This window comes from Amycolatopsis eburnea, assembly GCF_003937945.1.
In the GTDB taxonomy this organism is placed as follows: Bacteria; Actinomycetota; Actinomycetes; order Mycobacteriales; family Pseudonocardiaceae; genus Amycolatopsis; species Amycolatopsis eburnea.
Map to the genome: position 1 here is coordinate 72,899 of NZ_RSEC01000009.1, position 23,767 is coordinate 96,665.

Here is a 23,767-nt window from a genome sequence, read left to right on the forward strand (position 1 = left end):
ACCGAGGATCACAGGGAGACATCGATGGTGAGATTCAGCCGGGTTGCCGCGCACGCGGCTCCGCTGACGGTCGGCGCGTTGCTGCTGACCACGGGCGTCTCGGCGGCGCAGCCGTCCACGGTGGACGCGGCGACCGCGCGCACCGAGGCCGGCATCAGCGCCCTGCAGAGCATCAAGAAGAGCCTGAGCCCCGCGGAGCGCAAGCAATCGAGCCAGCTGGTCGTCGAGAAGCGGTTGCGGGCCGACCGGTCGCTGGCCGCGAAGCTGCCCGACTACCGCTCGGGCGTGGGCGTCAGCGGCGCCGGCACCGTCGCGGTCGACATCGCCGCGTCGGGCAAGGCCGTCGCGAACGCGGTGCGGGCCGCCGGCGGCACCGTCCGCTACACCGCGCCCGACGGCGCCGTCCGCGCCGACCTGCCGCTGTCCGCGGTGGACGCGATCGCCGGCCGCGCCGACGTCGCCGAAGTGAAGCCCGCGGCGCAGGCCACCACCTGGAGCGAGCCGGGCAACCGGGACCTGCGCCAGGCCGTGGCCGCGAAGGCCGCCGCCGCGACGCAGGTGTCCGAAGGGGACAAGGCGCACGGCGCCGACGCCGCCCGCACGACCTACGGCGTCAGCGGTTCCGGCGTCAAGGTGTGCGTGCTCTCCGACGGCGTCGACTCGCTCGCGAAGTCGCAGAGCGCCGGCGAACTGCCCGCGGTCGACGTGCTGTCCGGCCAGAAGGGCAGCGGCGACGAGGGCACCGCGATGCTCGAGATCATCCACGACCTTGCGCCGAACGCCACTCTCGGCTTCGCCACCGCGTTCACCAGCGAGGCCAGCTTCGCCGCGAACATCCGCGCGCTGCGCACCACCGGCAAGTGCCAGATCATCGTCGACGACGTCTCCTACTTCGACGAGTCGCCGTTCCAGGACACGCAGGTCGCGCAGGCGGTCAACGACGTGACCGCGGCCGGCGTCCTGTACTTCTCCTCGGCCGGCAACTCGGGCAACGCGACCGACGGCACCAGCGGGTACTACGAAGGCGACTTCCGCGCCTCGCCGACGAAGATCAGCGGCGTCACCGGGACCCCGCACGACTTCGACCCGAGCAGCACCACGCAGAACTTCGACGCGCTTTCGGCCGGCTCGCTCGGCAAGCCGGTGACGCTGTTCTGGTCCGACCCGTGGGGCAAGTCCGCCAACGACTACGACCTGTTCATCCTGAATTCGTCGGGCAGCGTCGTGGCCTCCAGCGAGAACGGCCAGTCCGGCTCGCAGAACCCGTACGAGATCGCGAGCGTGCCGACCACCGGCTCGGGCTACAAGGTCGCGGTCGTCAAGTACAGCGGTGCCGACCGGTTCATCGCGCTGAACGTCATCCGCGGCCGCTTCGTGGCTTCCGGTTCGCTGAAGGTCTTCAGCACCAACGGTGTCACCAACGGCCACTCGGCGGCGGCGAACGCGTTCAGCGTCGCGGCGGCCCCGGCGGCGGCCGCGTTCGGCCGCCCGCTGGAGACCGGTGACCCGGCCAACCCGGCCGGCCCGTACCCGGGCCTGTACACCGCTTCGAGCAAGTGGGAGCGGTTCTCCTCCGACGGCAAGCGCAAGCTGTTCTACAACGCCGACGGCACGGCGATCACCCCGGGCAACGTCTCCTCGACCGGCGGCACGACCCGCAACAAGCCGGACATCACGGCGGCGGACGGCGTAGCGACCTCGGTGGCCGGCTTCCAGCCGTTCTTCGGGACGTCGGCGGCGGCCCCGCACGCGGCGGCGATCGCGGCCCTGCTGCTCTCGGGCAAGCCGACGGCGACCCCGGCGCAGATCCGCTCGGCACTGGTGTCCTCGGCGATCGACCTGGGCACGCCCGGCTTCGACACCGTGACCGGCACCGGCGTGATCATGGCGGGCCCGGCCCTGGCCGCGCTGGGTGTCCAGCCGAAGTAAGGTTCCGTTCCGCGAAGAGGGCCCGGCACGCGCCGGGCCCTCTTCGTCATTTCGCGGTGCTCAGGAGGTGGAAGCCGAGCCCGCCGTGGGTGAACCGCTCGTGCTTGCGCAAGCTCAGCCCGGCGGCGGCCAGCGCGGCTTCGACGTCGGCGACCGGCCGGATGCGGAAGCCGTTGTCGGTCAGCATCGGCACCCGCGCCATCAGGTCCGGGTCGCCGATGCCGAGCACGAACCGCCCACCGGGCGCGAGCACCCGCGCGACCTCGGCGAGCGCGGCGTCGAGGTCCTCGACGAAGTAGATGGTGTTCGTCGAAACGACCGCGTCGACCGAGCCGTCCGCCAGCGGCAGCGCCGTCATCGAGCCCTCGTCGAGCACGAGCCGCCCGGCCGCCAGCTCCTCGCGGAAGGTCGCCCGGGCCCGCTCGAGCATCGTCGCCGAGATGTCCACGCCGTGCACGCGCGCGGCGGCCGGCAGCAGCAGGCGGAGCCCGAGGCCACCGCCGAACCCGATGTCCAGCGCGGTTTCGCCGCCGGTCAGCCCGAGGGCGGCGACGGCCTTCTCCACCGCCTCGCGGTTGCGGCGGTTGAGCATCGCGCCGACGACCCGCCCCCGCAGGCCGCTAGGGTGGCCGAGCTGCCGGGCGAGCCCCGCTCGGAATCTCTCGCGAAGTCCCATGCGAGCAGTCTAGGAGGCGGAATGGCGAAAACGGCGGTGGTCACCGGGGCCGGCTCGGGGATCGGGCGCGCGGTGGCGCGGGCGCTGCTCGAGGACGGCTGGTCCGTCGCGCTGGCCGGACGCCGCGCCGCCGCCCTCGAGGAAACCGCCGAGGGCTTCGAGAGCGCGCTCGTCGTCCCCACCGACGTCGCCGACGAGCAGTCGGTCGACGCGCTGTTCGCGGCTGTCCGGGACGCCTGGGGGCGGCTCGACCTGCTCGTCAACAACGCCGGCATCGGCGCGGCCGGGACGATCGCCGACCTGTCCGTCGAGGACTGGAAGCGGACCGTGGACGTCAACCTGACCGGGATGTTCCTCTGCGCCCGGCAGGCCGTGCGGCTGATGAAGGACCAGGACCCCCGCGGCGGCCGGATCGTCAACAACGGCTCGATCTCCGCTCACGTGCCGCGGCCCGCGAGCGTCGCGTACACGGCGACCAAGCACGCGGTCACCGGCCTGACCCGCTCGATCTCGCTGGACGGCCGCGCCTGGAACGTCGCCTGCGGCCAGATCGACATCGGCAACGCAGCCACGGAGATGACCGAACGCATGGCGGCGGGCATCCCCCAGGCGGACGGCCGGGTCCTCGCGGAACCGACGTTCGACGTCCGCCACGTGGCCGACGCGGTCCGGTACATGGCGGGGCTGCCGCTGGACGCAAACGTCCAGTTCCTCACCGTCACGGCGACGACGATGCCGTTCATCGGCCGCGGCTAGGGGATCACCCGCGCCTTCCGGAACTCGTCGAACAGCCGGTAGAACATCTGCTCCGTCTCCACGTACTCGTGGAACCCGGCCCGCCTCGACTTCGACGTGTCCGCGAACACGTCGTAGTCCCAGCCGAACACGAAGTCGGCGAACGCCCAGGACGTGGAAACCTGCTCGTAGGACGGGGAAAGCCCGTGGCGGGCCGCCATCGAAGTCCACAGTGGAGCCTTGTCGGCCATGACGTCCACAAGGGACATCTGTAGCGGCGGAGCGGTTTCCAGGCCGAAGTACGCGGCCAGCTTCGGCCACAGTTCGCGCCAGCGGAACAGGTCGCCGTTCGCGATGTTGAACGGGCCCTGGCGGTCGGCCGCCCAGACCGTGGCCGAGGCCAGGAGCCCGGCGTCGGTCATCTCCAGGAGGCTGTCGTACGCGCCGGGCTTGCCCGGGAACCGCAGCGGCACGCCCAGTTCCTTCGAGATCGACGCGTACACCGCGATCGCCAGCGCCAGGTTCATCGGATTGCCCAGCGCCGTGCCGCCGACCACCGACGGCCGGATCGCCGACCACGTCCACGAGCCCGCGCGGCGTTCGAGGAACTGCTGCTGGTCGACGTTGAACTCCGGCGGCATGTGTCCCGCGTCGGTTTCGCGCGCCGGGGTCTTGAACGGGCCGAGGTGGGCGCCGTAGACCTTGTAGCCCTGCATCAGGCTGACGTGCTCCAGCGCCGCCGGGTCCAGGGCCTCGACCAGGTTCGTCAGCATCGCCAGGTTCGGCGGGACCAGTTCCGCCCACGTCGGCCGGTCCTGGTACGCCGCGTAGAAGAGGTGCGTGACGCCGGTCAGGGCGCCGACCTTGGCCCGGGTGTCGGCCGGGTCGAGCAGGTCGACGGCCAGACCGCTCCGGCGGGACAGGCCGAGGACGTCCCAGCCGCCGTCCGCTCGCAGGTGTTCGACGAGGTTCCGGCCGATGATCCCGTTGGCTCCGGCGACGAGTGCTGTCTTGCGCTTCATGATCCCAGGCTCGCCCGGCGTGGTGGATAAGTCCAAGGCATCCTTGTCACCAATTCGATGAACTGAGTTCATGACAAGCCTGCGGCAGCTGGAATACCTGGTCACGGTGGTCGACACCGGCTCGTTCACCCGCGCCGCCGAGCAGCTGCACGTGACGCAGCCGGCGTTGTCGCACCAGATGCGCGCGCTCGAACGCGGCCTCGGCGGGCCGCTGCTCGAACGGCTGCCCCGCGCCGTCCGGCTCACGCCGATGGGCCGGGCGATGCTCCCGCACGCGCGGGCGGCGCTGGCCGACGCCGAACGCGCGCGCTGCGCCGCCCGGCTCGCGTCCGGGACGACGGCGGGCGAACTGCAGGTCGCGACGGTCTACTCGGTGAGCCTCGGCGTGCTGCCGCCCGCGTTGCGTGTGTGGCGCCGCGACAGGCCGGAGGTCGACGTCCGGCTGATCGAGTTCCGGCACGCCGACGAGCTGCGCGAAGCGATGGCCGCGGGCGAAGCCGACGTCGCGCTCGGGCCGCGGCCGGCGGACTGGCCCGGGCCGGTGCGGGAGCTGGGCGTCGAGGAGTTCGTCGTCGTGCTGCCCGCCGACGGTGCTTCGGAGGACGACGAGACGGGCGTGGTCGACCTGGCGACGCTCGCGGACTGCGCGTGGGTGCACTACGCCCCGGGCAACGGCCTGGCGGAGCTGGTCGACGCGACCTGCGCGGCGGCGGGCTTCCGCCCCCGCGCGGCGGTCCGCACCGAGCAGACGGCGGCGGCGCCCACCCTGGCGGCGGCCGGCCTCGGCCCGGCTTTGGTCCCCGCGAACGTCCTGCCCGCCCGCTTCGAGGGGCGCGTGCTGCGCCCGAGCGTGCCGGTCCGCCGGACGCTGGCGGCGTACACGCGCGGGACGCCGGACCCGCTGACCAGCGCGTTCATCGAGACCCTCACCGAGCACGCGACGGTCTAGCCCCAAGCGCCCCAATGTGGCCTTCGGTGCGTCAGACGCACCCAAGGCGGCCTTCGGTGCGTCAGACGCAACCAAGGCCACCTTGGGGCGCTCGGGCGCGGGCTAGAGGCGGGCGCGCCAGGGGTGGTCCGGCAGGGCGTCCGCCAGCCAGCGGCGTTGAGCCGCGTCGAGCACCGGCAACGCCGCGGCGAAGTCCTGCTCGTCCTTCGGCCGGACGCCCCGGGACTTGACGAACAGCTGCACTTCCGGGGCCAGGTAAGGGATCCCGTCCGCCGTGACGGCACCCAGCTCGGCGACGGCCCGCCGCACCGCGGGGTCGCGGCGGGAGACCCACTCGTCGCCCTCGGTCTCGTCGAGCATGATCTGGATCCGCCACGGCGCCGACGGTCCCGGGCGGCACCAGACGTCGTCGACCCCGGGCGGCAGGACCTCGCCGGGGCGCCACGGCCGCAGCGTGCCGGGCGGGTCGGCCGCCCACCACTCCCACGCCGGGAGCGCCGCCTGCACCGCCGCCTGGTCGCGCCTCAGGAACAGGACGTCGACGTCGGCGTGTTCGCGGAACTCCCGTCCCACGGCGAATTCGATCGCGTAGCCGCCCGCGATCCACCACGGCGCCGTCACCCGCGAGAACAGCGCCGCCACTTCGGCCGGCGTGGCCGGGTCCCAGGTCACGAGACCGCGATCCCGGTCAGCACCGGGCCGGTGAACGGCGTCGTCGCCACGTCGTGCACGCGCGCCGACCAGACCGCGTGGCCGTGGCCCGACCACAGCGGGGCCACCGGCAGGTCGCGCAGCAGCTGGTTCTCCGCCAGCCGGTACAGCTCGCCCGCCTCCTCCGGGGTCGCCGCGGCGTCGGCCAGCGCCAGGTTCTGGCGGAAGACCGCGTCGGCGTACCCCGACTCCGAGGCCAAAGTCGACAGCAGCTCGTACGGGCTCGCCGTCGCCAGCTTGACGTCCAAGGTGGACGGTCCGTCGAGCGGGCCGGTGTTCGGGGACGCTTGCGCCGTCACGGAAACGTCCAGTGCTTTGTGGAGTCCGACCACCAGCGTCCGTGTCCACGCCTCCGCACCGGGTCCGAAGTAGACGGTCGCGCCGCCGGGGAAGGCCGCTTGCTTCAGGAGGGCCTTGCCCGCCGCCGCGTCGAAGCTGCAGGGGCGGCACGTGCCGGAGCGCTCGCCCGGCGCGTCCGCCGGGGGCAGCAGGGCCTTGGCCGGGTCGACCTGGTGCGCGAGCGGGCCCGCCTCCAGCGCCGCCCGGTCCACGCCGAGGGCGAAGCCGTGGCGGACCGTCGCGTCGGCGAACCGCGGGTTCGCCACCGGGAACGCCAGGTAGCCCGCCTGCGGCAGCGCCCACGTCGCGTGGCGGTCGGCGCCGAAGTCGGTGTGCATGGCTTCGTGCCGATCGCCGGGTACCTCGGTCGCGAGGTCGAGGGTGCCCGCCTTGACCGCGTCGTACTGGGCGCCCGGCTCGCCGACGCGCAGCTCGATCTCCTCGGTTTTGCCGGCGCCGACGCGCTTGAGCGTGCCGCCCGAACCCGGGTGCCAGCCGCCGTCCAAGCGGTACGGGCCGTTGCCGACCGGCGCCTTGGCGAAGCCGTTCCAGTCACGCGAAGTGAGCACCGACGTCGGCAGCGGCACCAGGCCCGGCGCCGAAAGCAGCGCGGGGACCTGGCCGGACGGGCGGTCGAGCGTCAGCGCGATGGTGTCCGGCGCGGGCGCGGTGATCTCGCGGGCGCGCAGGAGCTTCGTCAGCACGGGGGAGGAAACCCAGTGCGCCGCGGCGATCGCGGCCCAGGTGTCCACGTAGGACCGGGCGGTCACCGGGGTGCCGTCGTGGAAGGTCGCGGGCCGCAGCTTGACCGTCCAGTGCACCCGGTCGGTGCTTTCGATCGACTCGGCCGCGCGCGGCGTGACCTTGCCGGACGCCGCGTCGTAGTCGGCGAGCGGGGTCCACAGCGCGCCGGTCACCAGCCGGCCCGCCTGGTCGGCGAGGTCGGCGGGCAGCAGCGTCGCGGGCTCCCGGATGCCGACGGACAGCACGCCGGGACGGGCCGCGTCGGAACCGGAACAGCCCGTGACGGCGAGGGCGAGGACGGCGAGCAGGGCGAGCAAACGCATGCGCCAGTCCTACCAGCCAAGAGCCAACAAAAGACGGTTGTGTCCGGTTGATCTCCGTCGTAGCGTTCCCGTGGTCACGCTTCGAGCGTTCTGGGAGGTTTCGCGTGCGCACCTGGTTGCGGTCGTGCTTCGCCGCCGTCACCGTCAGCGCCACGCTGGTCGCGACCGGGCTCCCGGCCGCCGCCTGCGGCGAGGACGACAAACCCGCCACCCCCGCCGCCCGCACGCTGGGCGACCCCGGGGCGATCAAGAACGTCAAGGCCGTCGGCAACGTCCCCGACGCGGCCGGCGCCATCTCGATCAACTTCCTCGACTACGGCCGCCGCGACGTCATGGTCGTGTCCGGCGAGTTCGGGCTGAAGGTCTACGACCTGACGAAGGACCCGGCCGCGCCGAAGCTGGTCGGCCAGGTCAGCCTGCCGGGCCTCTGGGAGACCGAAGACACCGAGGTCGACCAGGACCGCAAGCTGGTGTTCCTCTCCCGCGACCCGCGCGCGTACGGCGGCACCACGCACACCGGCGAGTCCGGCATCTACGTCGTCGACGTCTCGAAGCCCGAGGCCCCGGCGATCCTCAGCTACGTCAAGGTGCCCGCCGGCCACACCACCAGCTGCGTCGACGGCTGCCGCTACCTCTGGACCGGCGGCCCGGCGAAGGCCGACGACCAGCCCGCCGACTGGGGGGGCCGCCCGATCTGGGTCACCGACATCCGCGACCCGAAGCACCCGAAGGTCGACCCGGAGCCGATCGAGCTGGCCCGCAACGACGGCAAGACCGACTACGTGCACGACGTCCAGGTCGACGACAACGGCGTGGCCTGGGTGTCCGGCCGCGGCGGCGTGCGCGGCTACTGGACTTCCGGGATCCACCGCGACCCGGTCGCCGGGAAGGTCCGCCGCGCCACCGCGCACGAGCCGATCCCGTACGCCGGCGGCGGCATCGCCGAGACAGCGGCGCCGTCGAGGTTCATGCACAACAGCTTCCACCCGGCCGGCCACCGCGTCGGCGACGGCGCCTGGCGCGGCCAGGACCTGATCTACGCGACGGAGGAGAACTTCGTCGACGGCTGCGCGGGCGACGGCGTCCTGACGATCTCGTCGCTCAAGGGCTCGTACAACGGCGAAGGCTGGCGTTCGACGCCGTCGCAGCCGTTCCGCCTGGAGAGCGTCGGCACCTGGAGCGTCAACGGCCAGGAGGGCAGCGACCCGGCGTCGGACGACTGCTCCGCGCACTACTTCGACGTCCGCGGGAAGATCCTGGTGCAGTCGTTCTACGCGCAGGGCACGCGGTTCCTCGACGTCAGCGACCCGACGAACCCGCGGCAGATCGCGTACTACCGGCCGGGCGACGCGAGCGCGTGGGCCCCGTACTGGCACGGCAAGTACGTCTACGTCGCGGACAACACCCGCGGCGTAGACGTCCTGCAGCTGACGAAGTAGCAATTCCGTGAAGGCCTCCTTACCGGTCATAAGAGCCGGTAAGGAGGCCTTCACGGCTTTCAGGAGCGGAGCCAGACCGCGGTGTCTGTGGGCAGCTCGCTGTCGACAGGGTTGCTGGTCAGCAGGATTTCTCCGGCGGGGAGCGGGATCGGGGAGTCCGAGAAGTTCAGCGCGAACGTGAACTCCGCGCCGATCCGGAACGCCAGCACCCCCTCACCGAGGTCGAGCCACTCCAGCGCGCCGGTGGGGAGGTCCCGCCGCAGGCGCAGGCCTTCCCGGTACAGCGACAGCATCGACGACGGGTCCGCCGCCTCCGCTTCCGCCGTGTAGTCCCGCCAGGCAGCCGGCTGGGGGAGCCACGTCCCACCCGGACCGAAGCCGAACGGTGCCGCAGCACCCGACCACGGGATCGGGACGCGGCAGCCGTCGCGGCCGGGGTCGGCGCCGTTCGTGCGGGCCCACACCGGGTCCTGGCGCAGCTCGTCGGGGATGTCCAGGACCTCCCAGAGCCCCAGCTCCTCGCCCTGGTAGACGTACAACCCGCCGGGCAGGGCCAGCGTCAGCAGCGCCGCCGCCCGCGCCCGCCGGGTGCCCAGCTCGAGGTCCACCGGCAGCTCGTGCAGCCGGTTGGCGAACGAAAAACCCGTGTCGCCCTCGCGGCCGTAGCGCGTGACGTGCCGCGTGACGTCGTGGTTCGACAGCACCCACGCCGCGGGCGCGCCGACCTCGTCGTGCGCCTTCAGCGTCCGGTCGATGACGTCGCGGAAGCGCTTGCTGTCCCACGGGCAGACCAGGAAGTCGAAGTTGAACGCCGAGTGCAGCTCGTCGCGGCGCAGGTAGCGCGCGGCCCGCGACATGTCCTCCAGCCACATCTCGCCGACCAGCACCCGCTCACCCGGGTAGCTGTCGGTGATCTTGCGCCACGAGCGGTAGATCTCGTGCAGGCCCTCCTGGTCGGAGAACGGCGTCTCGTCGCCCTCTTCGACGTCGGGCAGGCGCGGGTCCTTGACCAGCCCGTCGGCGACGTCGATGCGGAAGCCGTCGACCCCGCGGTCGAACCAGAACCGCAGCACGTCCTCGAACTCCGCGCGGATCTCCGGGTTGTCCCAGTTGAAGTCGGGCTGGCGCGAGCTGTAGAGGTGCAGGTACCACTCGCCGTCCGGGACGCGCGTCCACGCGGAGCCGCCGAAGCGCGACTTCCAGTTGTTCGGCGGCTCGGACCCGTCCGGGCCGCGGCCGGGCCGGAACCAGAACCGTTGCCGCTCCGGCGATCCCGGGCCCGCCGCCAGCGCGGCCTGGAACCACCGGTGCTCGTCGGAGGCGTGGTTGGGCACGATGTCGATGATCACCCGGATGCCGCGGGCGTGCGCCTCGGCGATCAGCTCTTCGGCCTCGCCGAGCGTGCCGAACAACGGCTCGATGTCGCGGAAGTCGGCGACGTCGTAGCCGCCGTCGTCCATCGGCGACGGGTACCACGGCGTGAACCAGATCGCGTCGATCCCCAGGTCGGCCAGGTGGTCCAGCCGGGCGCGGACGCCGGCGAGGTCGCCGATGCCGTCGCCGTTGCCGTCCGCGAAGCTGCGGATGTAGATCTGGTAGATGGCCGCGCTCCGCCACCAGCCGGTCTTGTCGGTCACGAAAGTGCCCCTCCTGTTTGTTGTGGAAAGGTCAGCCCTTGATGCTGCCGGCGGTCAGCCCGGCGAGGATCTGCCGCTGGAACGCCAGGAACAGCGCCACCATCGGCAGGCTGGCCAGCACCATCCCGGCGACGAGCACGTTGAGCGGCATGTCGATCGCCACCCGTTGCAGCATCACCGAGAGCGTCTGCTTTTCGGTGTCCGGGAACACCAGCAGCGGCCAGATGAAGTCCTTCCACGCGGTGACGACCGCGAGGATCGAGACCACGGCCAGGATCGGCCGCGAGATCGGCAGGATGATCCGCCAGAGCGTGCGCACCGGCCCGGCGCCGTCGATGCGCGCCGCTTCGATGAGCTCGTCGGGGATCTGGTCGAAGAACCGCTTCAGCAGGTAGATGTTGAACGCGTTCGCCGCCGCGGGCAGCCAGACCGCCGTCGGCGAGTTGATCAGGTTCAGGTGCAGCAGCGGCAGGTCCGTCACCGTCACGTACGTCGGCACGAGCAGCGCCGTCGCCGGCAGCATCAGCGTCGCCAGCATCAGCCCGAGCACGACGTTGCCGAACTTCGGGCGCAGCTTCGACAGCGCGAACGCGGCCGGGACGTCGATGGCCAGCTGCGCCAGCCACGCGCCGCCGGCGACGACGAGCGTGTTGAGGAAGTACTTGCCCAGGCTCAGCTGGCTCCACGCGTCGCCGAAGGTCTCCGGGTGCCACTCGTGCGGGACGAGCGTCGCCGGCGTCGCGGCCAGTTCCTGCGGTGACTTCATCGCGCCCGTCACCGCCCAGTAGAGCGGGAACATGAAGGCGAGGATGAAGATCAGGAGCGTGCACGCGAACACGACGCCGTAGACGACTTTTCCGCGCGGGCTGCGCAGCGCGCTGGGCGAAACGAGGGTCCTCATGACTGGTCCGCCTTCCGGGTCAGCCGGACGTACCACGCCGAGAACACGCCCAGCGCCACGAACAGCAGCAGGCTCATCGCGCTCGCCGAGCCGAAGTCGTTGTAGACGAAGGCGTAGCGGTACAGGAGCAGGAGGACGGTGACCGTCGAGTCGTCCGGCCCGCCGCCGGTCATCACGTACGGCTCGGTGAACACCTGCATGGTCGCGACGATCTGCAGCAGGAGCAGCACCAGCAGGACGAACCGCGTCTGCGGGAAAGTGACGTGCCGCAACCGTTTCCACAGCCCGGCGCCGTCCAGTTCCGCGGCTTCGTAGAGCTCGCCGGGGATCGTGCCGAGCGCGGCCAGGTAGATCAGCGTGGTGCTGCCCATGTTGGCCCACGTCGAGACGAAGACCAGCGACAGCATCGCGGTGCCGCTGGAGTCGAGCCACTGACCGCCGGGCAGGCCGACCGCGCCGAGCGCGGAGTTGAACAGGCCGGGACCCGGGTCGTAGAACCACTTCCACATCAGTGCCGTGACCACCGGCGGCAGCATCACCGGCAGGTAGACGGCGAGCCGGAAGAACGCCTTCGCGTGCCGGATCTCGTTGAGCAGCACCGCGGTCAGGAACGGGACGGCGAACCCGAAGACCAGCGCCAGCCCGGTGAACAGCAGCGTGTTGCGCCAGGCGACGCCGAACAGCGGGTCCTCGAACAGTTTCGCGAAGTTGTCGAACCCGACCCACGTCGGCGCGTTGACGAAGTCGACCTGCTGGAAGCTCAGCAGCACGCCACGCACGATCGGGTACCACGAGAACAGGGCGAACACCACCAGTGCGGCGCACAGCAGGCCGTACGCGGTGAGGTTTTCCTTGAGCTTGCGGCGGAGTTTGGTGTTCTCCCCAGTGGCGGCCGGGCGCCCGGCCCGCGACGGTTTCGCCGCGGGCCAGGCGAGGAGGCTACTTGACCTGGGCGAGGACACTGTTGACCTTCGACTCGGCGGACGAGAGCTGCTGGTCGATGTTCGCGTTCTGGTCGGTCAGGACGGCCTGCATCACGCTGTCGAGCGCGGCGTAGATCTGCTGCGCGTTCGGCGGCTCGATGCTGCCCTTGATCTTGCTGGTGGTGTCCACGTAGGACTGGAAGTTCTGCGCGGGAACGTTGGCGTACTTGGCCTTCAGCGCCAGCTGCTGCTCGCGGACCGCGCCGGTCCAGACGTCGGGGGTCGGCTCGGCGGGCAGGCCGACCGGCTGCTTGCCGTCGACGTACTGCTGGATGTGCTTCTCGAAGCGGTCCGGGTTCAGGTACTTCCACTGGATCCACTCGAGGCCGGCCTTGATCTTCTCGGGCGACGCCTTCGGGTTCACCATGTAGCCCTCGCCGCCGAGGAGGGTGCCCTGGCCGCCGGGCATGCCCGCGATGCCGTAGTCCTCGTACTTGCCGTTGAACTGCTTGACCAGCACGGGCACGTTGTCCGGGGCGGCCATGTACATGCCGAGCTGGCCGGAGCCCATCATGCGCTGCACGTCGGTGGCTTCGAGGAGCTGCTTGGCGCCCATCGAGTTGTCGGTCCAGCGCATGTCGTGCAGGTACTGGAGGGCCTTCTTGCCCTTGTCGTTGTTGAAGTCGGCGACCCACTTGTCGCCGTCCTTGCGGGCGATGTCGCCGCCCATCGAGTAGAGCCAGCCGGTCAGGTGCCAGCCGCCCTGGTTGTTCTTGCTGTAGTCGGCGTACCCGACGACGCCGTTGCCCAGCGCGGAGATCTTCTTCGCGGCTTCGCGGACCTCGTCCCACGTCTGCGGCGGCTTGTCCGGGTCGAGGCCGGCCTTCTGGAACAGCGGCTTGCTGTAGACGAGACCCATCGTGTAGTTCATCGTCGGCAGGCCGTAGAGCTTGCCGTTCGCGTCCCGGAAGTTGTCGAGCAGTTCCGGCTTGATGTCGTTGACGTGCGGAACGCTCTTCGCGGCTTCCGTGATGTCGGCGGCCTGGTGGCGCGCGATGATCTGCGCGGGGTCGGTGAAGTAGACGTAGTAGACGTCTTCGAGCTGCCCGCCGGCGAGCTTCGCGGAGAAGGTCTTCGGGTCCATGAAGCCTTCGTGCGGCTCGATGTCGATGTTCGGGTGGGCCGCCTCGAACTCCTTGACGTCGGCGTCGAACACACCGCGCTCGAACGGCTGGCTGGTCGGCGGCTGCCCGGTGACCGTGATCTTCACCTTCCCGCCGCTCTGCGCGGCGTTGTCGCCGTCACCGCAGGCGGCCAGGGTGAGCGCCAGGCCGCCCGCGGTGAGCAGGCACAACATCCGGCGGGACACGGTTCGGGACCAGGGACTGCTCATCTCAAGCCTCTTCTCGGGGTCGCGACGGCTGTCACGTGATTGCGGTCACCATAAAGGGGTGGACCAGATCGACGCAATAACCCGACGAGAAGTTGCAACTTACGAACAGGCTGCGGCTGGCTGGTGCCCGGCAGGGCGGGAGGGTGCGCAAGGCGCTGTGCAGCGGGCACGCCGAAGTGAGCGACGGGTCCGGAACCCGTCGCTCAGCAGGGCGGGGCCGTGGCGCCCCAAGGGGGATTTCTCAGTAGCGGCTGGGTGAGCGCGTGCGTCGCGGGGATGTCATGAAAGGGTCGTTTATGTCGTCGGACGAGGTGAACGACCCTTTCATGACATCGCGGATGGCTGGAGCGGCCGTGCTGCCCGACTTCTGACCGGACCTCGACGAGGCAATCGGCGCTTGAGGCCGGGGGTCAGGTGGTGCGGCGGGCCGTCGAGCCGCGGACCACCAGCTCCGGCGCGAACAGCAGCTCCTCCGCCGCCACTTCACCGCCGTTGATGCGCTTCACCAGCAGCTCCACCACCGCGCGGCCCATCGCCTCGATCGGCTGGCGGGTGGTCGTCAGGGGCGGATCCGTGCAGTTCATCAACGCCGAGTCGTCGTAACCCACCACCGAGATGTCCTCCGGCACCGACAACCCCTGCCGCCGCGCCGCCCGGACCGCGCCCAGCGCCAGCAGGTCGCTCGCGCACAGCACCGCCGTCGCGCCGCGGGGGTAGAGGCGGGCCGCCGCCGCGTGCCCGCCCTCGATCGAGAACATGCCGTGCTCGACCAGCTCGTCCAGTACCGGCAACCCCAGCTTCGCCGCGTACGACTGGAACGCCGCCAGCTTGCGCTGTGACGGCACGTGGTCCGACGGCCCCAGCACCAGGCCGATCTTCTCGTGCCCCAGCGAGCTCAGGTGCCCGACGACCTGCTCGACGGCCACGGCGTCGTCGCACGACACCTGCGGGAGGCCGAGGTGCTCGACCGCCGCGTTGATCAGCACCGTCGGGAGCCGCCGCTCGACGAGGTGGTGGTAGTGCGAGTGGACGGCGTCCGCCTGCGCGTACAGCCCGCCGGCGAACACCACGCCCGACACCTGCTGCTGCAGGAGCAGCTCGACGTACTCCGCCTCGGACACCCCGCCCGCGGTCCGCGTGCAGAGCACCGGCGTGAACCCCTGCTGGGCGAGCGCGTTGCCCATGATCTCGGCCAGCGCCGGGAAGATCGGGTTCTGCAGCTCGGGCAGCACCAGCCCGACCAGCCGGGCGCGCTCCCCGCGCAGCTGGGTGGGCCGCTCGTACCCCATCACGTCCAGCGCGGTGAGCACGGCGGCGCGAGTGCTCGCGGACACCCCGGACCGGCCGTTGAGCACCCGGCTGACCGTGGCTTCGCTGACCCCGACCTGGCGGGCGACTTCGGCAAGACGACGCGTCATAGGTGAAACTTTACAGCAACCGGGCGCAAAAGTATGACAAGTCCGTACCGGTGTCATCCACCGGTACGGACTTGCCGGACGCCGGGCTACGAAGCCGCCACTTCGAACTCGGACACCTGGCCCGCGGGCCAGCCGGTGTTGCCGGTGAACGTCAGGCGCACGAAACGCTGGGACGTCGCCGGGAAAGACACCGACGCCGTGTTGCCGGAAGCCGGGTCGAACGCGTAGCCACGCGATCCCACCAGCGTCGTGTACGTCCCGCCGTCCGTGCTGCCGGAGATCGTCACCGTCTGCGTCCGTGCGCCCCATGCCGACGACGGCGGCAGCTTCAACGTCACCTTGGTGATCGACGCCGCCGCGCCGAGGTCCACCGTCAGCGTCTGCGGGAACGCGTTGTTCGCGCTCTCCCAATAGGAGTTCGCGTTCCCGTCGACCGCGTTGGCCGGCGGGAAGCCGCCCTGCGAGCCGGACGCGCTGACGGTCTTGCGCAGGGCGAGGTTGCCGCTCGGGGGCGTGGTGGTCGGCGGCGGCGTGGTCGTGCCGCCGTTGTCCGAGCCGTACACCGGCGACGGCCACGAGCCGCAGAACGTCGTCGTCCAGCCGGAGTTGCCGCCCTGGTCGGCCAGGCCCGCCAGCGCGTCCGGGCCCAGGCAGTTGTAGACACCCGCGCGCCCGATCCCGGTCGCGACGACGTTCTTCACCGAACCTGAAGGCTTCGACTGCAGCTGCCAGGCGAACGTCCCGGCGCCGGTGATCCGGACGCCGTCGAAGTGCACGTCCGTGGTGGCGCCGTCGATGAACTGGATGGCCTCGTAGTTGTTGTCCTGCAGGTCGAGGTCGGTGACGTCGACGCGGCCGGTGATGGCCGAGTCGCGGCCGTCGAACCACAGCGCGCCGACGCCGAACTGCCAGTTCGAATCGAGCACGCCGGTGCGGATCGCGGTGTTGCGCGCGACCGTCGTGGTGCCCGAGAGCGGCACCGCGCTGAACCGGTTGGCGATGTGGATGCCGCCGCCCTGGTCCTGGTTGTCGGCCACGACGTTGTCGGACACGGTGTTGTCGTGCCCGCCGTAGATCGCGATGTTGTTGGCGAGGATCGGCAGCAGCACCGTGTTGAAGGAGAACGTGTTGTGGTGGTCGGCGTCGTGCTCGGACCACATCGCCAGGCCGTCGTCGCCGGTGTTGCGCAGGAAGTTGTTCGTCACCACGGCGTTGCTGATGCCCTGGTGCAGGTTCAGCCCGTCGGCCGTCTGGTCGAGGATCCGGTTGCCGGACACGGTGAGCCCGTCGAACGGCCCGTCGAGCCACAGCCCGACCTTCGTGTGCTGCAGCCACAGGTTCCGCACGACCGAGCCGCCGCCCAGCGCGCCGCCGATCGCGTTGGACTGGTCGCAGTCGACGCGGGCGTCGACCTGGCCGATGATCGCGAAGTCGGAGAGCGTCACCGCGCTGCTCGTGCCGGGCACGGCCGGGTTGCCCGGGTACGTCGGCGTCCCGCAGCTCGCCGGTTCGCCCTTGCCGAAGATCCCGGCGCGCGGGCCGGTGAGCACCGAGTACCACGGCCCGGCGCCGCGGATCGTCACCTGGTCGACGGTGATGTGGTGGCCGAGGGTGAAGGTGCCTGCCGGGATCCAGACCTCCTTGCCCTGGCTCTTCGCGGCCGCCACGGCGGAGTCGAACGCGCTCGCGTCGTCGCTCGTGTCGCCCGCGGTGGCGCCGTAGTCGGTGACGGACACCGAGTCGGCCGGCCGCGTCGCCGCGGCGCCGACCTGCTCGAAGTCGGCGAGGTCGATCGTCGCCGGGACATCGCCGGCGTCGACCTGCAGCTTGATCTTGGTACCGGCCGGGTACGACGTGCCGAGCAGCGCGCGGGTTTCGTCGTAGAAGTGGTGCGCGTGGCCGTCGGCGGGGTTGTTCGTGAAGGGGTACGAGCCGTAGTACCAGGCCCACTTCGACGTCAGCGCGATGTCCCGGTCGTGCGTCCCGCCGACGTACAGCGAGATCGTGCCGGTCACCGAATCCGGGACGCTGTAGCGGAAGTCGATCGAGTTCGCCGGTGCGGTGAGCGTGAACTCGACGTACTGGCCCTGGCCGGAGAGCGTCACGGCTTTCCGGTCGGACGCTTCGCCGGCGAGGGTGCCGGCGGCGCGGTTCGGGCCGATCACCGAGCCGTTGGTGGCGGCGGTTTCGGCTTCCTGTTCCAGGAAGGGGACGCTGGCGCCGCGACCGGCCCCGAGCGCCGTGCTTTCCGCGGGTGCGGCGGCGATCGTGAGTCCGGCGGCGGCGAGGACGGCGGCGGCGAACGCGCCGTACCTCGCCTTTTCGGGCGCGTTGAAGACAGAGCTGGGAGACATGGGCGGCACTGGCCTTTCCGCAGCAGGTGGGGACCTCTGTGACGGGGATCATACGAATCTCGGACAAGAAACCGCAATAGATGAACGAACTTACGCAAATTTGCGACAGCTTCTGACGACTGCGGGCGCGCTGATAGTTTCTGGGCATGAGCCAGCGACGCGCCGACGGCAGCGCAGGGGACGCGGACTACGGCGCGATCGGTGGCGTGTACACCGATTACCGCAAGCCGGACCCGCGCATCGGCCAGTACCTCCTCGACGCGCTGGGCGACGCGCGGACCGTGCTCAACGTCGGCGCGGGCGCCGGGGCGTACGAGCCGGAAGACCGGGAAGTGACCGCGGTCGAGCCGTCGGCGTCGATGCGCGCGCAGCGGCCGGCGGGCCTGCCGCCCGCGGTGGACGCCGTCGCCGAGAAGCTGCCGTTCCCAGACCGCGCGTTCGAGGGCGCGATGAGCACGTTCAGCGTGCACCAGTGGAACAACCTGTGGGCCGGGCTGAAGGAAGTGCGCCGCGTGACCCGCGGCCCGGTCGCGATCCTCACCTGCGACCCGGCGCTGCTGCGCCGCTTCTGGCTGCTCGACTACGCGCCCGAGGTGATCGAGACCGAGGCCCGGCGCTACCCGTCGGTCGACGACATCGCCGACGGCCTGGGCGGGCACACGTCGGTCATCGGCGTGCCCATCCCCAGCGACTGCACCGACGGCTTCAACGAGGCCTACTACGCGCGGCCCGAACGGCTGCTGGACCCGGGCGCGCGGCTGTCGTGCTCGGCGTGGAGCTTCGTCGACGACCGCGTGCACCACCGCTTCGCCGCGGAGCTGCAACACGACCTCGACGACGGCACGTGGGACCGCCGCTACGGGAAGCTGCGCGAGCAGCCGTCGTTCGACGGCTCGCTGGTGCTCGTGGTCTCGGACCCGGCCGCGTGACGCCGCCGCCGTTCGACCCGGAGCTGGCGCCGGTCGTCGAGGAACTCCGGGCCCTGCGCCCGCCGCTGGCGTCCGCGGCCGACATCCCGGCCCGCCGCGAGCTGAACGCCGCGGAGCACAAGACGGTCGAGGAGCTGGCCGCCGCGTACCCGGCGTACCGGGTTTCGGAGGAGCACGCGGGGGACGTCCCGCTGCTGGTGCTGGCACCGGCGTCGAGCGCGGGCGTCCTCTACTACGTCCACGGCGGCGGCACGATCGTCGGCAGCCACCTCGGCGCGGACGTGCCGAACCTGCTGGACTGGGCGGGCGAGGCGAACCTGACCGTCGTCTCGCCGGGCTACCGGCTGGCGCCGGAGCACCCGTACCCGGCGCCGGTCGAGGACTGCTACACCGGTCTGCGCTGGGCGGCCGAGCACGTCCCGGGCCGGCTGCTGATCGGCGGCATCAGCGCGGGCGGCGGCCTCGCGGCGGCCACGGCGCTGCTGGCCCGCGACCGCGGCGGCCCGGCGCTCGCCGGCCAGCTGCTGCTCTGCCCGATGCTGGACGACCGCAACGACACCCCGTCGGCGATCGAGCTCGACGGCCGAGGTCTGTGGGACCGCACGGCGAACAACGTCGGCTGGACCGCGTACCTCGGCGACCGCCGCGGCACGGCCGACGTCCCGCCGTACGCCGCCGCGGCCCGCGCGGAAGACCTGTCCGGCCTGCCCCCAGCGTTCCTGGACGTCGGCACGGCGGAGACGTTCCGCGACGAGGTGGTGACGTACGCGTCCCGGCTCTGGCAGGCGGGCGGCGAGGCGGAGCTGCACGTGTGGCCGGGCGGCTTCCACGGCTTCGACTCCCTGGCCCCGAAAGCGCGCATCAGCCGGGCGGCGCGGGCCGCCCGGCTGACGTGGCTGCACCGCCTACTCGGCCAGTAGCTCCCGCACGGCCCCGCCTCAAGCGCCCCAATGTGGCGTTCGGTGCGTTGGACGCAACCAACGCCACATTGGGGTTTTCTTGGTAGCCGCGCTGATTGCCATGGTGAGGTCCGGCCGGGCCCGCGTTGCCTCGCGACCCCGGTCGTCCCCCGTCGCGGTGGGGTGGTGATGTCTTGAATGAGTCATTCAGGACCTCCCACGTCCTGAATGACTCATTCAAGACGCCAGCGCAGCCGCAGCCGACCGGGCCCCCGGCACGCCCGCGCTCACCCAGCCGCTACTGAGAAGACCCCATTGGGGCGCTTGCCTACTCGGCCAGTAGCTCCTGCAGTTCCCGCACCGCGATCGCCAGCTCGTCGGCGAAGCGGTGCATCTCCGCCGACACGTGCTTCGGCGTGCTCAGGTAGATGTTCCAGCGGTCCGGCAGCAGCACGTACGCGATGCCGATGCACTGCGGGCTCGTCGAGCCGAACCCGAAGTACTGGATGTTGACCGACGGCGCCGAGCTGGTGCTCAGGTAGTCGTCGCGCAGCTTCAGCCAGCCCGGCGACGAATACAGGGCCGGCTCCGAAGTGTCCCCGCGGCGCTTCCCGATCAGCTGCAGCTCCCACAGGTGCTGCTCGGGCGCGTCCCCGGCCTGGCACTCCTTCGCGCGGGCGACGTGCTTCTCCGCCGCCGCGCGGAACGCGGTGCGCTTCTCCTCGGCGGACGCCGCGGGGTCGGTCAGGACGTCGGCGAAGCGCACGACCTCCGGCGTGACGACCCGCATCGCCTCGGTGCGGCCGTTCTGGAACTGGCGGGTGGCGATCGACTCGTACGTCGCCCCCGTCAGGCCCTTCGCGCGGCGGTGCGCCAGCTGGTAGGCCATCTGCGCGAACGCGTCCGGCGACATCCCCAGCTGCTTGGCCCGGTTCGCCCCGAAGTCGAACGACACCGTCTGCGTCGCCGTCGCGTCCGCGTACGCCCGGAACGCGATCCCGGCCGCGAGCGCGTCCTCGCGAAGGGAGTCGGTCAGCGTGAATTCGACCGGTTCGTACCCGGGGATCCCTGTGGCCGGCTCGCGGTCCGCCCGCGTGCCGCTCAGCAGCGCGTCGGTGAAGCCGAGGATCGTGGTGCCGTCGAGTTCGCAGTGCTCGACGTTGATCCCCGCGGTGCCGTCCTCGAACACGATCAGCGACACGGCCTTGTCGTACCAGCGGTTGTCGCCGTACAGCAGCCGGTCGCTCGCCTCCAGGGTGTCCGACGGCGCGAAGTCGTCGAGGCACAGGCAGAACAAAGCGGTCTCGATCGTCTCGAGGGCGGCCGCGTTGCCCGCGTCGATCAGCGCCGTCCGCGAGTCCGCCCACTCCGCGCGCGCCTTCGTCGTGAAGTGGCCGGCCGGGACCTCGGCGACGCGGTCGTCCTTGAGGATCGCGCGCAGCCCTTCCGCCAGCTGCGCCGGTGAGTACGGACGGCCGTCGCCGGCGATGACGTCCATCCGGAACGGGGTGTCGTGGTGGAACACGACGATGTGCCGCTCCCGAGAAGGCCCTTCCCAGCCTTCGCGGTACGGCGTGCGCGCGGTGTCCAGCACCTGGCCCGGGATGCGCGTCGCCGAGAACAGGTACTTGTGCTGCACCATCGACTGCGGCACGCCGCGCAGCAGCACCGGCGGCACCTGCTCCTCGTCGAGCTTCAGCTTGTAGTCCACGGCGGACGCGGTCAGCTCGGCCGCGCGTTCCACCTGGCCCAGCGGCGAATCCTGGAACAGGAAGAAGAAGTTGGCGTTGAGCGCGATCCGGTCACGACGGCCGAGGTAGCGGTACGGCCAGAACGTGTCGAGCCAGCTGCGCACGCCGGGCGAGCGGTCGTACTCCTCGAGCGCGGCCTGCAGTTCGGGCCCGGGACCCGCGAGGAACTCCGCGAGCGCCGCTTCGGTTTCGGCCAGCTCGTCCGGGGTCAGCAGCGGGGCGCACCACTCGAGGAAGCGGCGGCCGCTGTCCTCCAGCGTGGGCACGGGGACGCGGGGGAGCCGCTCCTCGTTGCCGAAGGTGCGGGTGGACCAGTCCGGACTGCTCACGATCATCCTTCTTCGCGGGTTTCGAGCGCGGCGGCCAGGGCGTCCGCGCCTTCGGGACGGGAAACGAACAACCGGGCGTAGAGCCACCCTTCGGACTCGAGCCCGGCCGGGTCGACGCCGACGGCGTCGAGGGTATCGAGGATCTGGGCCTGCTCTTCGGCGGAGGCGAACCGCCGCTGCCGGAACACCCCGCCGACTTCGGCGGTCTCGTAGCCCAGCTCGGCCAGGCTGTCGGCGACCGGCTCGTAGGAGAACATCCGCAGCACGAAGTGCGCCATCCAGGGCCGCGCGCCGCGCGCGATCCGCGAGATGGTCTTCTCGGTGACGTAGCCGACGCAGCCGGTGGAGACGACGAGGTCGACGTCGTCGAGGAGCTTCCGCTGGGTGCTGTCCGGGTCCTCGCGCTCGAGGTCGGCGTGGATCGCCTCGTCGAGGAAGCCGGCGGACAGCGCGTATTCGAGCGCGGGCGCGGACGCGTCCAGACCGTAGAAGCGCGGGCCGCCGTCGTCGACGATCCGGCGCCGGTCGGCCTCCAGCAGCGACGCGTGGTCCAGCGCGGTCACGGCCGGGTCGGTGTAGTGGGCGTACAGGTCGTCCATCGTGGCGTCGCAGCGCACGAGCGCCGCGTTGACCCCGTAGGAGCAGCCGACGTCGAGCACGGTCGGCCGTTCCGCGGGGTGTTCGGCGATCAGCTTCGCGAAGTACGGCTTCGCGAGCTGCGGGATGTGGTAGTCGACGCGCCGCAGCGTCCCGAAGAACGGGCGCGGGTCGGGTGCGGTGTAGATGTGGTCGAACGAGATCTTGCCGGTCGAGTCGAAGGGCACGGGCCAGGCTCCTGATCTCTCAGTCGAGCAGTTCGTCGCCGCGGACGGTGCGTCCGGTGACGTGCACGGGCAGGGTCCGGCCGAACAGCTGCCTGGTCCGCTCCGCGCTGCCGATCACCCCCGGGCGCTCGCTGTAGGCGAAGATCGCGGAATGCCGCGCGATCGCGCCCTCCACCGTACTGACCCGGTGCAAGGCGAAGCGACCTTGGAAGAGCTGGAGATCGCCCGGCCGGAGGTCGAGGCGCCGGACCGGGTGGGTGCCGTCCTCGCGGAGCACCGCGCGGACCGCGGGGAAGTTCTCGTCCGTCGTGGACCGGATGCCCGGGCAGTATTCGAAGGTGCCGCCCGCTTCCGCGGCCTGCGTCAGCATGCTGACGGTGTAGGCGTTCGTGTCGAAGTGCCACGGGTGCGCGCGGCCGGGCGCGATCACGTTGAGCGTCAGCCCGGCGAGCGGGTCGGCCAGCTCGTGCAGCTCCCGCAGGCCGAAGCAGTCGGCGACGAACCGCTGGAACAGCGGGCTGGTGTAGAGCCGGTCGATGAGCGACGACGCGGGGATGCGGTCGCGCGCGACGAAGGCGTTGCCGCGTTCCATGATCGTCCGGCCCGGGTGGTCTTCGGGTAGCGGCTCGTCGATCGCGGTGTTGTAGGCGTTGACCTTTTCGATCTTCGTGTAGGCGTGCGGTTCGAGTTCGGCGCACTCGGTGCGCAGGACCTCCCGCAGTTCCGGCCGGATGAAGTCGGCGAGGACGCTGCAGCCGACCTCGGCCAGGTCCGCGCGCGTGCGGTCGACGGCGGCCCGCCAGGCAGCGCTTCCCGGCTCGGTGAGCGGGTAGCGCTCGGTGTCGACCATGCCCAAGGTATCCACGGAGGTGCTCAACGAAGTCCCTTTCGGCAGGTGAAGCTTCGGTGCTTGCCCTGGTCGTGAAAGGAAAGAGTTAGCACAGATCGCGACCGCTCACCCGGGCGTTTGTGAGCGGTGACACAAAGTCATCAGCCGCCGATTCCGGCCGCCCACGAACTGAGCGTGACGGTGTCCGTGGTGCCCAGGTCGGTGTCGAGGGGCTGCTTTTGCTCAGGTTCGCCGGGGACGGGGACGACCGAGATTGCCGCACCCGTGCGCGTGTCGCCGGAAGTGACGGTGGCCGACCAGGCGAGCACGGCCACCACCGTCGCGCCGGGTTGGACGGTCAGGTCCTGCGGTCCGAGGTCCCGCGCGAAGTACGAAGTTCCGTGCTCGACCTTGACGTCCAGCGGCGTTCCGTCACCCGCCAGGACTTTCAGGTCCGGGTAGCCGGTGACCTTCCGCGGGCGGGTGTCCCGGTTGGTCAGCGTGAGCACGCTGGCGCGGTGCCCGAGGCCGGCTTCGACCGGTCCGACCGAAAGGGACAGCCCGCTCGACGGCGGCGGCGCGTAGGTCGGGCTCGGGCTCGGTGTCACTGTGGGCACCGGAGCGGGCGGCGGCGGACTGTCGCAGCCGGCCAGGAACGCGAGCACGAACAACGGCACTATGCGATAAACCCCCATGCGCCGGAGGTTAGCGGG

General features: G+C 71.1%; 20 protein-coding genes. 6 read left to right on the forward strand and 14 right to left on the reverse strand.

Annotated elements, in window-relative coordinates:
* Positions 1-24 precede the first annotated feature (24 nt).
* Positions 25-1,929, forward strand: a complete 1,905-nt coding sequence (locus EIY87_RS02795) for a S8 family serine peptidase (protein WP_125306082.1) — start codon at positions 25-27, stop codon at positions 1,927-1,929.
* Between the two features lie 46 nt (positions 1,930-1,975).
* Here the strand turns inward: EIY87_RS02795 and EIY87_RS02800 are convergent, their stop codons facing one another.
* Positions 1,976-2,605, reverse strand: a complete 630-nt coding sequence (locus EIY87_RS02800; protein ID WP_191983922.1) for a class I SAM-dependent methyltransferase — start codon at positions 2,603-2,605, stop codon at positions 1,976-1,978.
* A 21-nt stretch (positions 2,606-2,626) separates the two neighbouring features.
* Between EIY87_RS02800 and EIY87_RS02805 the strand changes: the two genes are divergently transcribed.
* Positions 2,627-3,361, forward strand: a complete 735-nt coding sequence (locus tag EIY87_RS02805) for an SDR family oxidoreductase (RefSeq protein ID WP_125306083.1) — start codon at positions 2,627-2,629, stop codon at positions 3,359-3,361.
* Here the strand turns inward: EIY87_RS02805 and EIY87_RS02810 are convergent.
* A complete protein-coding gene (locus EIY87_RS02810) occupies positions 3,358-4,362 on the reverse strand; it encodes an SDR family oxidoreductase (RefSeq protein WP_125306084.1) in 1,005 nt (334 codons plus the stop codon). The two genes, EIY87_RS02805 and EIY87_RS02810, sit on opposite strands and share 4 nt — an antisense overlap.
* 70 nt (positions 4,363-4,432) lie before the next feature.
* On the opposite strand from EIY87_RS02810, the gene EIY87_RS02815 reads away from it, so the two are divergent.
* Positions 4,433-5,311 (forward strand): LysR family transcriptional regulator, encoded by an 879-nt coding sequence (locus EIY87_RS02815; protein WP_125306085.1) that lies wholly within the window; start codon positions 4,433-4,435, stop codon positions 5,309-5,311.
* Positions 5,312-5,413: 102 nt separating this feature from the next.
* On the opposite strand, the gene EIY87_RS02820 is transcribed toward EIY87_RS02815, so the two are convergent.
* The gene (locus tag EIY87_RS02820) at positions 5,414-5,983 is read right to left on the reverse strand and encodes a nucleotidyltransferase domain-containing protein (protein ID WP_125306086.1); all 570 of its coding nucleotides are present in this window, start codon (positions 5,981-5,983) and stop codon (positions 5,414-5,416) included.
* Positions 5,980-7,428, reverse strand: a complete 1,449-nt coding sequence (locus EIY87_RS02825; RefSeq protein ID WP_125306087.1) for a peptide ABC transporter substrate-binding protein — start codon at positions 7,426-7,428, stop codon at positions 5,980-5,982. The genes EIY87_RS02820 and EIY87_RS02825 overlap by 4 nt, the downstream gene beginning before the upstream one ends.
* A gap of 104 nt (positions 7,429-7,532) precedes the next feature.
* Here EIY87_RS02825 and EIY87_RS02830 point away from each other — a divergent pair, with 104 nt between their 5' ends.
* Positions 7,533-8,867: an LVIVD repeat-containing protein gene (locus tag EIY87_RS02830; RefSeq protein ID WP_125306088.1), complete on the forward strand. Its 1,335-nt coding sequence runs from the start codon at positions 7,533-7,535 to the stop codon at positions 8,865-8,867.
* 59 nt (positions 8,868-8,926) lie between these two features.
* Here EIY87_RS02830 and EIY87_RS02835 read toward each other — a convergent pair whose 3' ends face one another.
* From EIY87_RS02835 to EIY87_RS02860, 6 genes are all read right to left on the reverse strand, one after another.
* Positions 8,927-10,504: a glycoside hydrolase family 13 protein gene (locus EIY87_RS02835; protein WP_125306089.1), complete on the reverse strand. Its 1,578-nt coding sequence runs from the start codon at positions 10,502-10,504 to the stop codon at positions 8,927-8,929.
* A 31-nt stretch (positions 10,505-10,535) separates the two neighbouring features.
* A complete protein-coding gene (locus EIY87_RS02840) occupies positions 10,536-11,405 on the reverse strand; it encodes a carbohydrate ABC transporter permease (RefSeq protein ID WP_125306090.1) in 870 nt (289 codons plus the stop codon).
* Complete coding sequence (locus EIY87_RS02845) at positions 11,402-12,367, reverse strand: carbohydrate ABC transporter permease (protein WP_125306091.1); 966 nt, start codon at positions 12,365-12,367, stop codon at positions 11,402-11,404. The genes EIY87_RS02840 and EIY87_RS02845 overlap by 4 nt, the downstream gene beginning before the upstream one ends.
* A complete protein-coding gene (locus tag EIY87_RS02850; protein WP_125306092.1) occupies positions 12,345-13,721 on the reverse strand; it encodes an ABC transporter substrate-binding protein in 1,377 nt (458 codons plus the stop codon). Before EIY87_RS02850 ends, EIY87_RS02845 begins: the two co-directional genes overlap by 23 nt.
* Before the next feature lie 410 nt (positions 13,722-14,131).
* Entirely contained in the window at positions 14,132-15,139 is a 1,008-nt protein-coding gene (locus EIY87_RS02855) for a LacI family DNA-binding transcriptional regulator (protein WP_125306093.1), read from the reverse strand.
* Between the two features lie 86 nt (positions 15,140-15,225).
* Positions 15,226-17,493 carry a discoidin domain-containing protein gene (locus tag EIY87_RS02860; protein ID WP_125306094.1) on the reverse strand — a complete coding sequence of 756 codons (2,268 nt, stop codon included), beginning with the start codon at positions 17,491-17,493 and terminating at the stop codon, positions 15,226-15,228.
* Between the two features lie 146 nt (positions 17,494-17,639).
* Between EIY87_RS02860 and EIY87_RS02865 the strand changes: the two genes are divergently transcribed.
* Positions 17,640-18,422 (forward strand): class I SAM-dependent methyltransferase, encoded by a 783-nt coding sequence (locus EIY87_RS02865; protein ID WP_125306095.1) that lies wholly within the window; start codon positions 17,640-17,642, stop codon positions 18,420-18,422.
* Positions 18,419-19,342 carry an alpha/beta hydrolase fold domain-containing protein gene (locus tag EIY87_RS02870; protein WP_125306096.1) on the forward strand — a complete coding sequence of 308 codons (924 nt, stop codon included), beginning with the start codon at positions 18,419-18,421 and terminating at the stop codon, positions 19,340-19,342. The genes EIY87_RS02865 and EIY87_RS02870 overlap by 4 nt, the downstream gene beginning before the upstream one ends.
* Positions 19,343-19,649: 307 nt before the next feature.
* Here EIY87_RS02870 and EIY87_RS02875 read toward each other — a convergent pair whose 3' ends face one another.
* The 4 genes from EIY87_RS02875 to EIY87_RS02890 all read right to left on the reverse strand — a co-directional run bounded on the left by EIY87_RS02875 (position 19,650) and on the right by EIY87_RS02890 (position 23,749).
* Positions 19,650-21,407 carry a choline/carnitine O-acyltransferase gene (locus tag EIY87_RS02875; RefSeq protein WP_191983923.1) on the reverse strand — a complete coding sequence of 586 codons (1,758 nt, stop codon included), beginning with the start codon at positions 21,405-21,407 and terminating at the stop codon, positions 19,650-19,652.
* Complete coding sequence (locus tag EIY87_RS02880; RefSeq protein ID WP_125306098.1) at positions 21,404-22,225, reverse strand: class I SAM-dependent methyltransferase; 822 nt, start codon at positions 22,223-22,225, stop codon at positions 21,404-21,406. The genes EIY87_RS02875 and EIY87_RS02880 overlap by 4 nt, the downstream gene beginning before the upstream one ends.
* A gap of 19 nt (positions 22,226-22,244) precedes the next feature.
* Entirely contained in the window at positions 22,245-23,075 is an 831-nt protein-coding gene (locus tag EIY87_RS02885) for a HalD/BesD family halogenase (protein ID WP_191983924.1), read from the reverse strand.
* Positions 23,076-23,215: 140 nt separating this feature from the next.
* A complete protein-coding gene (locus tag EIY87_RS02890; RefSeq protein ID WP_225439653.1) occupies positions 23,216-23,749 on the reverse strand; it encodes a DUF4232 domain-containing protein in 534 nt (177 codons plus the stop codon).
* Between the last annotated feature and the right edge of the window lie 18 nt (positions 23,750-23,767).

Excerpts from the sequence above, each read along its gene's own strand:
- EIY87_RS02865 (WP_125306095.1), top strand. The coding sequence starts at position 17,640 with ATGAGCCAGCGACGCGCCGACGGCAGCGCAGGGGACGCGGACTACGGC.
- EIY87_RS02805 (WP_125306083.1), top strand. The coding sequence starts at position 2,627 with ATGGCGAAAACGGCGGTGGTCACCGGGGCCGGCTCGGGGATCGGGCGC.
- EIY87_RS02815 (WP_125306085.1), top strand. The coding sequence starts at position 4,433 with ATGACAAGCCTGCGGCAGCTGGAATACCTGGTCACGGTGGTCGACACC.
- EIY87_RS02855 (WP_125306093.1), bottom strand. The coding sequence starts at position 15,139 with ATGACGCGTCGTCTTGCCGAAGTCGCCCGCCAGGTCGGGGTCAGCGAA.
- EIY87_RS02810 (WP_125306084.1), bottom strand. The coding sequence starts at position 4,362 with ATGAAGCGCAAGACAGCACTCGTCGCCGGAGCCAACGGGATCATCGGC.
- EIY87_RS02840 (WP_125306090.1), bottom strand. The coding sequence starts at position 11,405 with ATGAGGACCCTCGTTTCGCCCAGCGCGCTGCGCAGCCCGCGCGGAAAA.
- EIY87_RS02825 (WP_125306087.1), bottom strand. The coding sequence starts at position 7,428 with ATGCGTTTGCTCGCCCTGCTCGCCGTCCTCGCCCTCGCCGTCACGGGC.
- EIY87_RS02800 (WP_191983922.1), bottom strand. The coding sequence starts at position 2,605 with ATGGGACTTCGCGAGAGATTCCGAGCGGGGCTCGCCCGGCAGCTCGGC.
- EIY87_RS02875 (WP_191983923.1), bottom strand. The coding sequence starts at position 21,407 with ATGATCGTGAGCAGTCCGGACTGGTCCACCCGCACCTTCGGCAACGAG.
- EIY87_RS02795 (WP_125306082.1), top strand. The coding sequence starts at position 25 with ATGGTGAGATTCAGCCGGGTTGCCGCGCACGCGGCTCCGCTGACGGTC.
- EIY87_RS02885 (WP_191983924.1), bottom strand. The coding sequence starts at position 23,075 with ATGGTCGACACCGAGCGCTACCCGCTCACCGAGCCGGGAAGCGCTGCC.
- EIY87_RS02860 (WP_125306094.1), bottom strand. The coding sequence starts at position 17,493 with ATGTCTCCCAGCTCTGTCTTCAACGCGCCCGAAAAGGCGAGGTACGGC.
- EIY87_RS02890 (WP_225439653.1), bottom strand. The coding sequence starts at position 23,749 with ATGGGGGTTTATCGCATAGTGCCGTTGTTCGTGCTCGCGTTCCTGGCC.
- EIY87_RS02850 (WP_125306092.1), bottom strand. The coding sequence starts at position 13,721 with ATGAGCAGTCCCTGGTCCCGAACCGTGTCCCGCCGGATGTTGTGCCTG.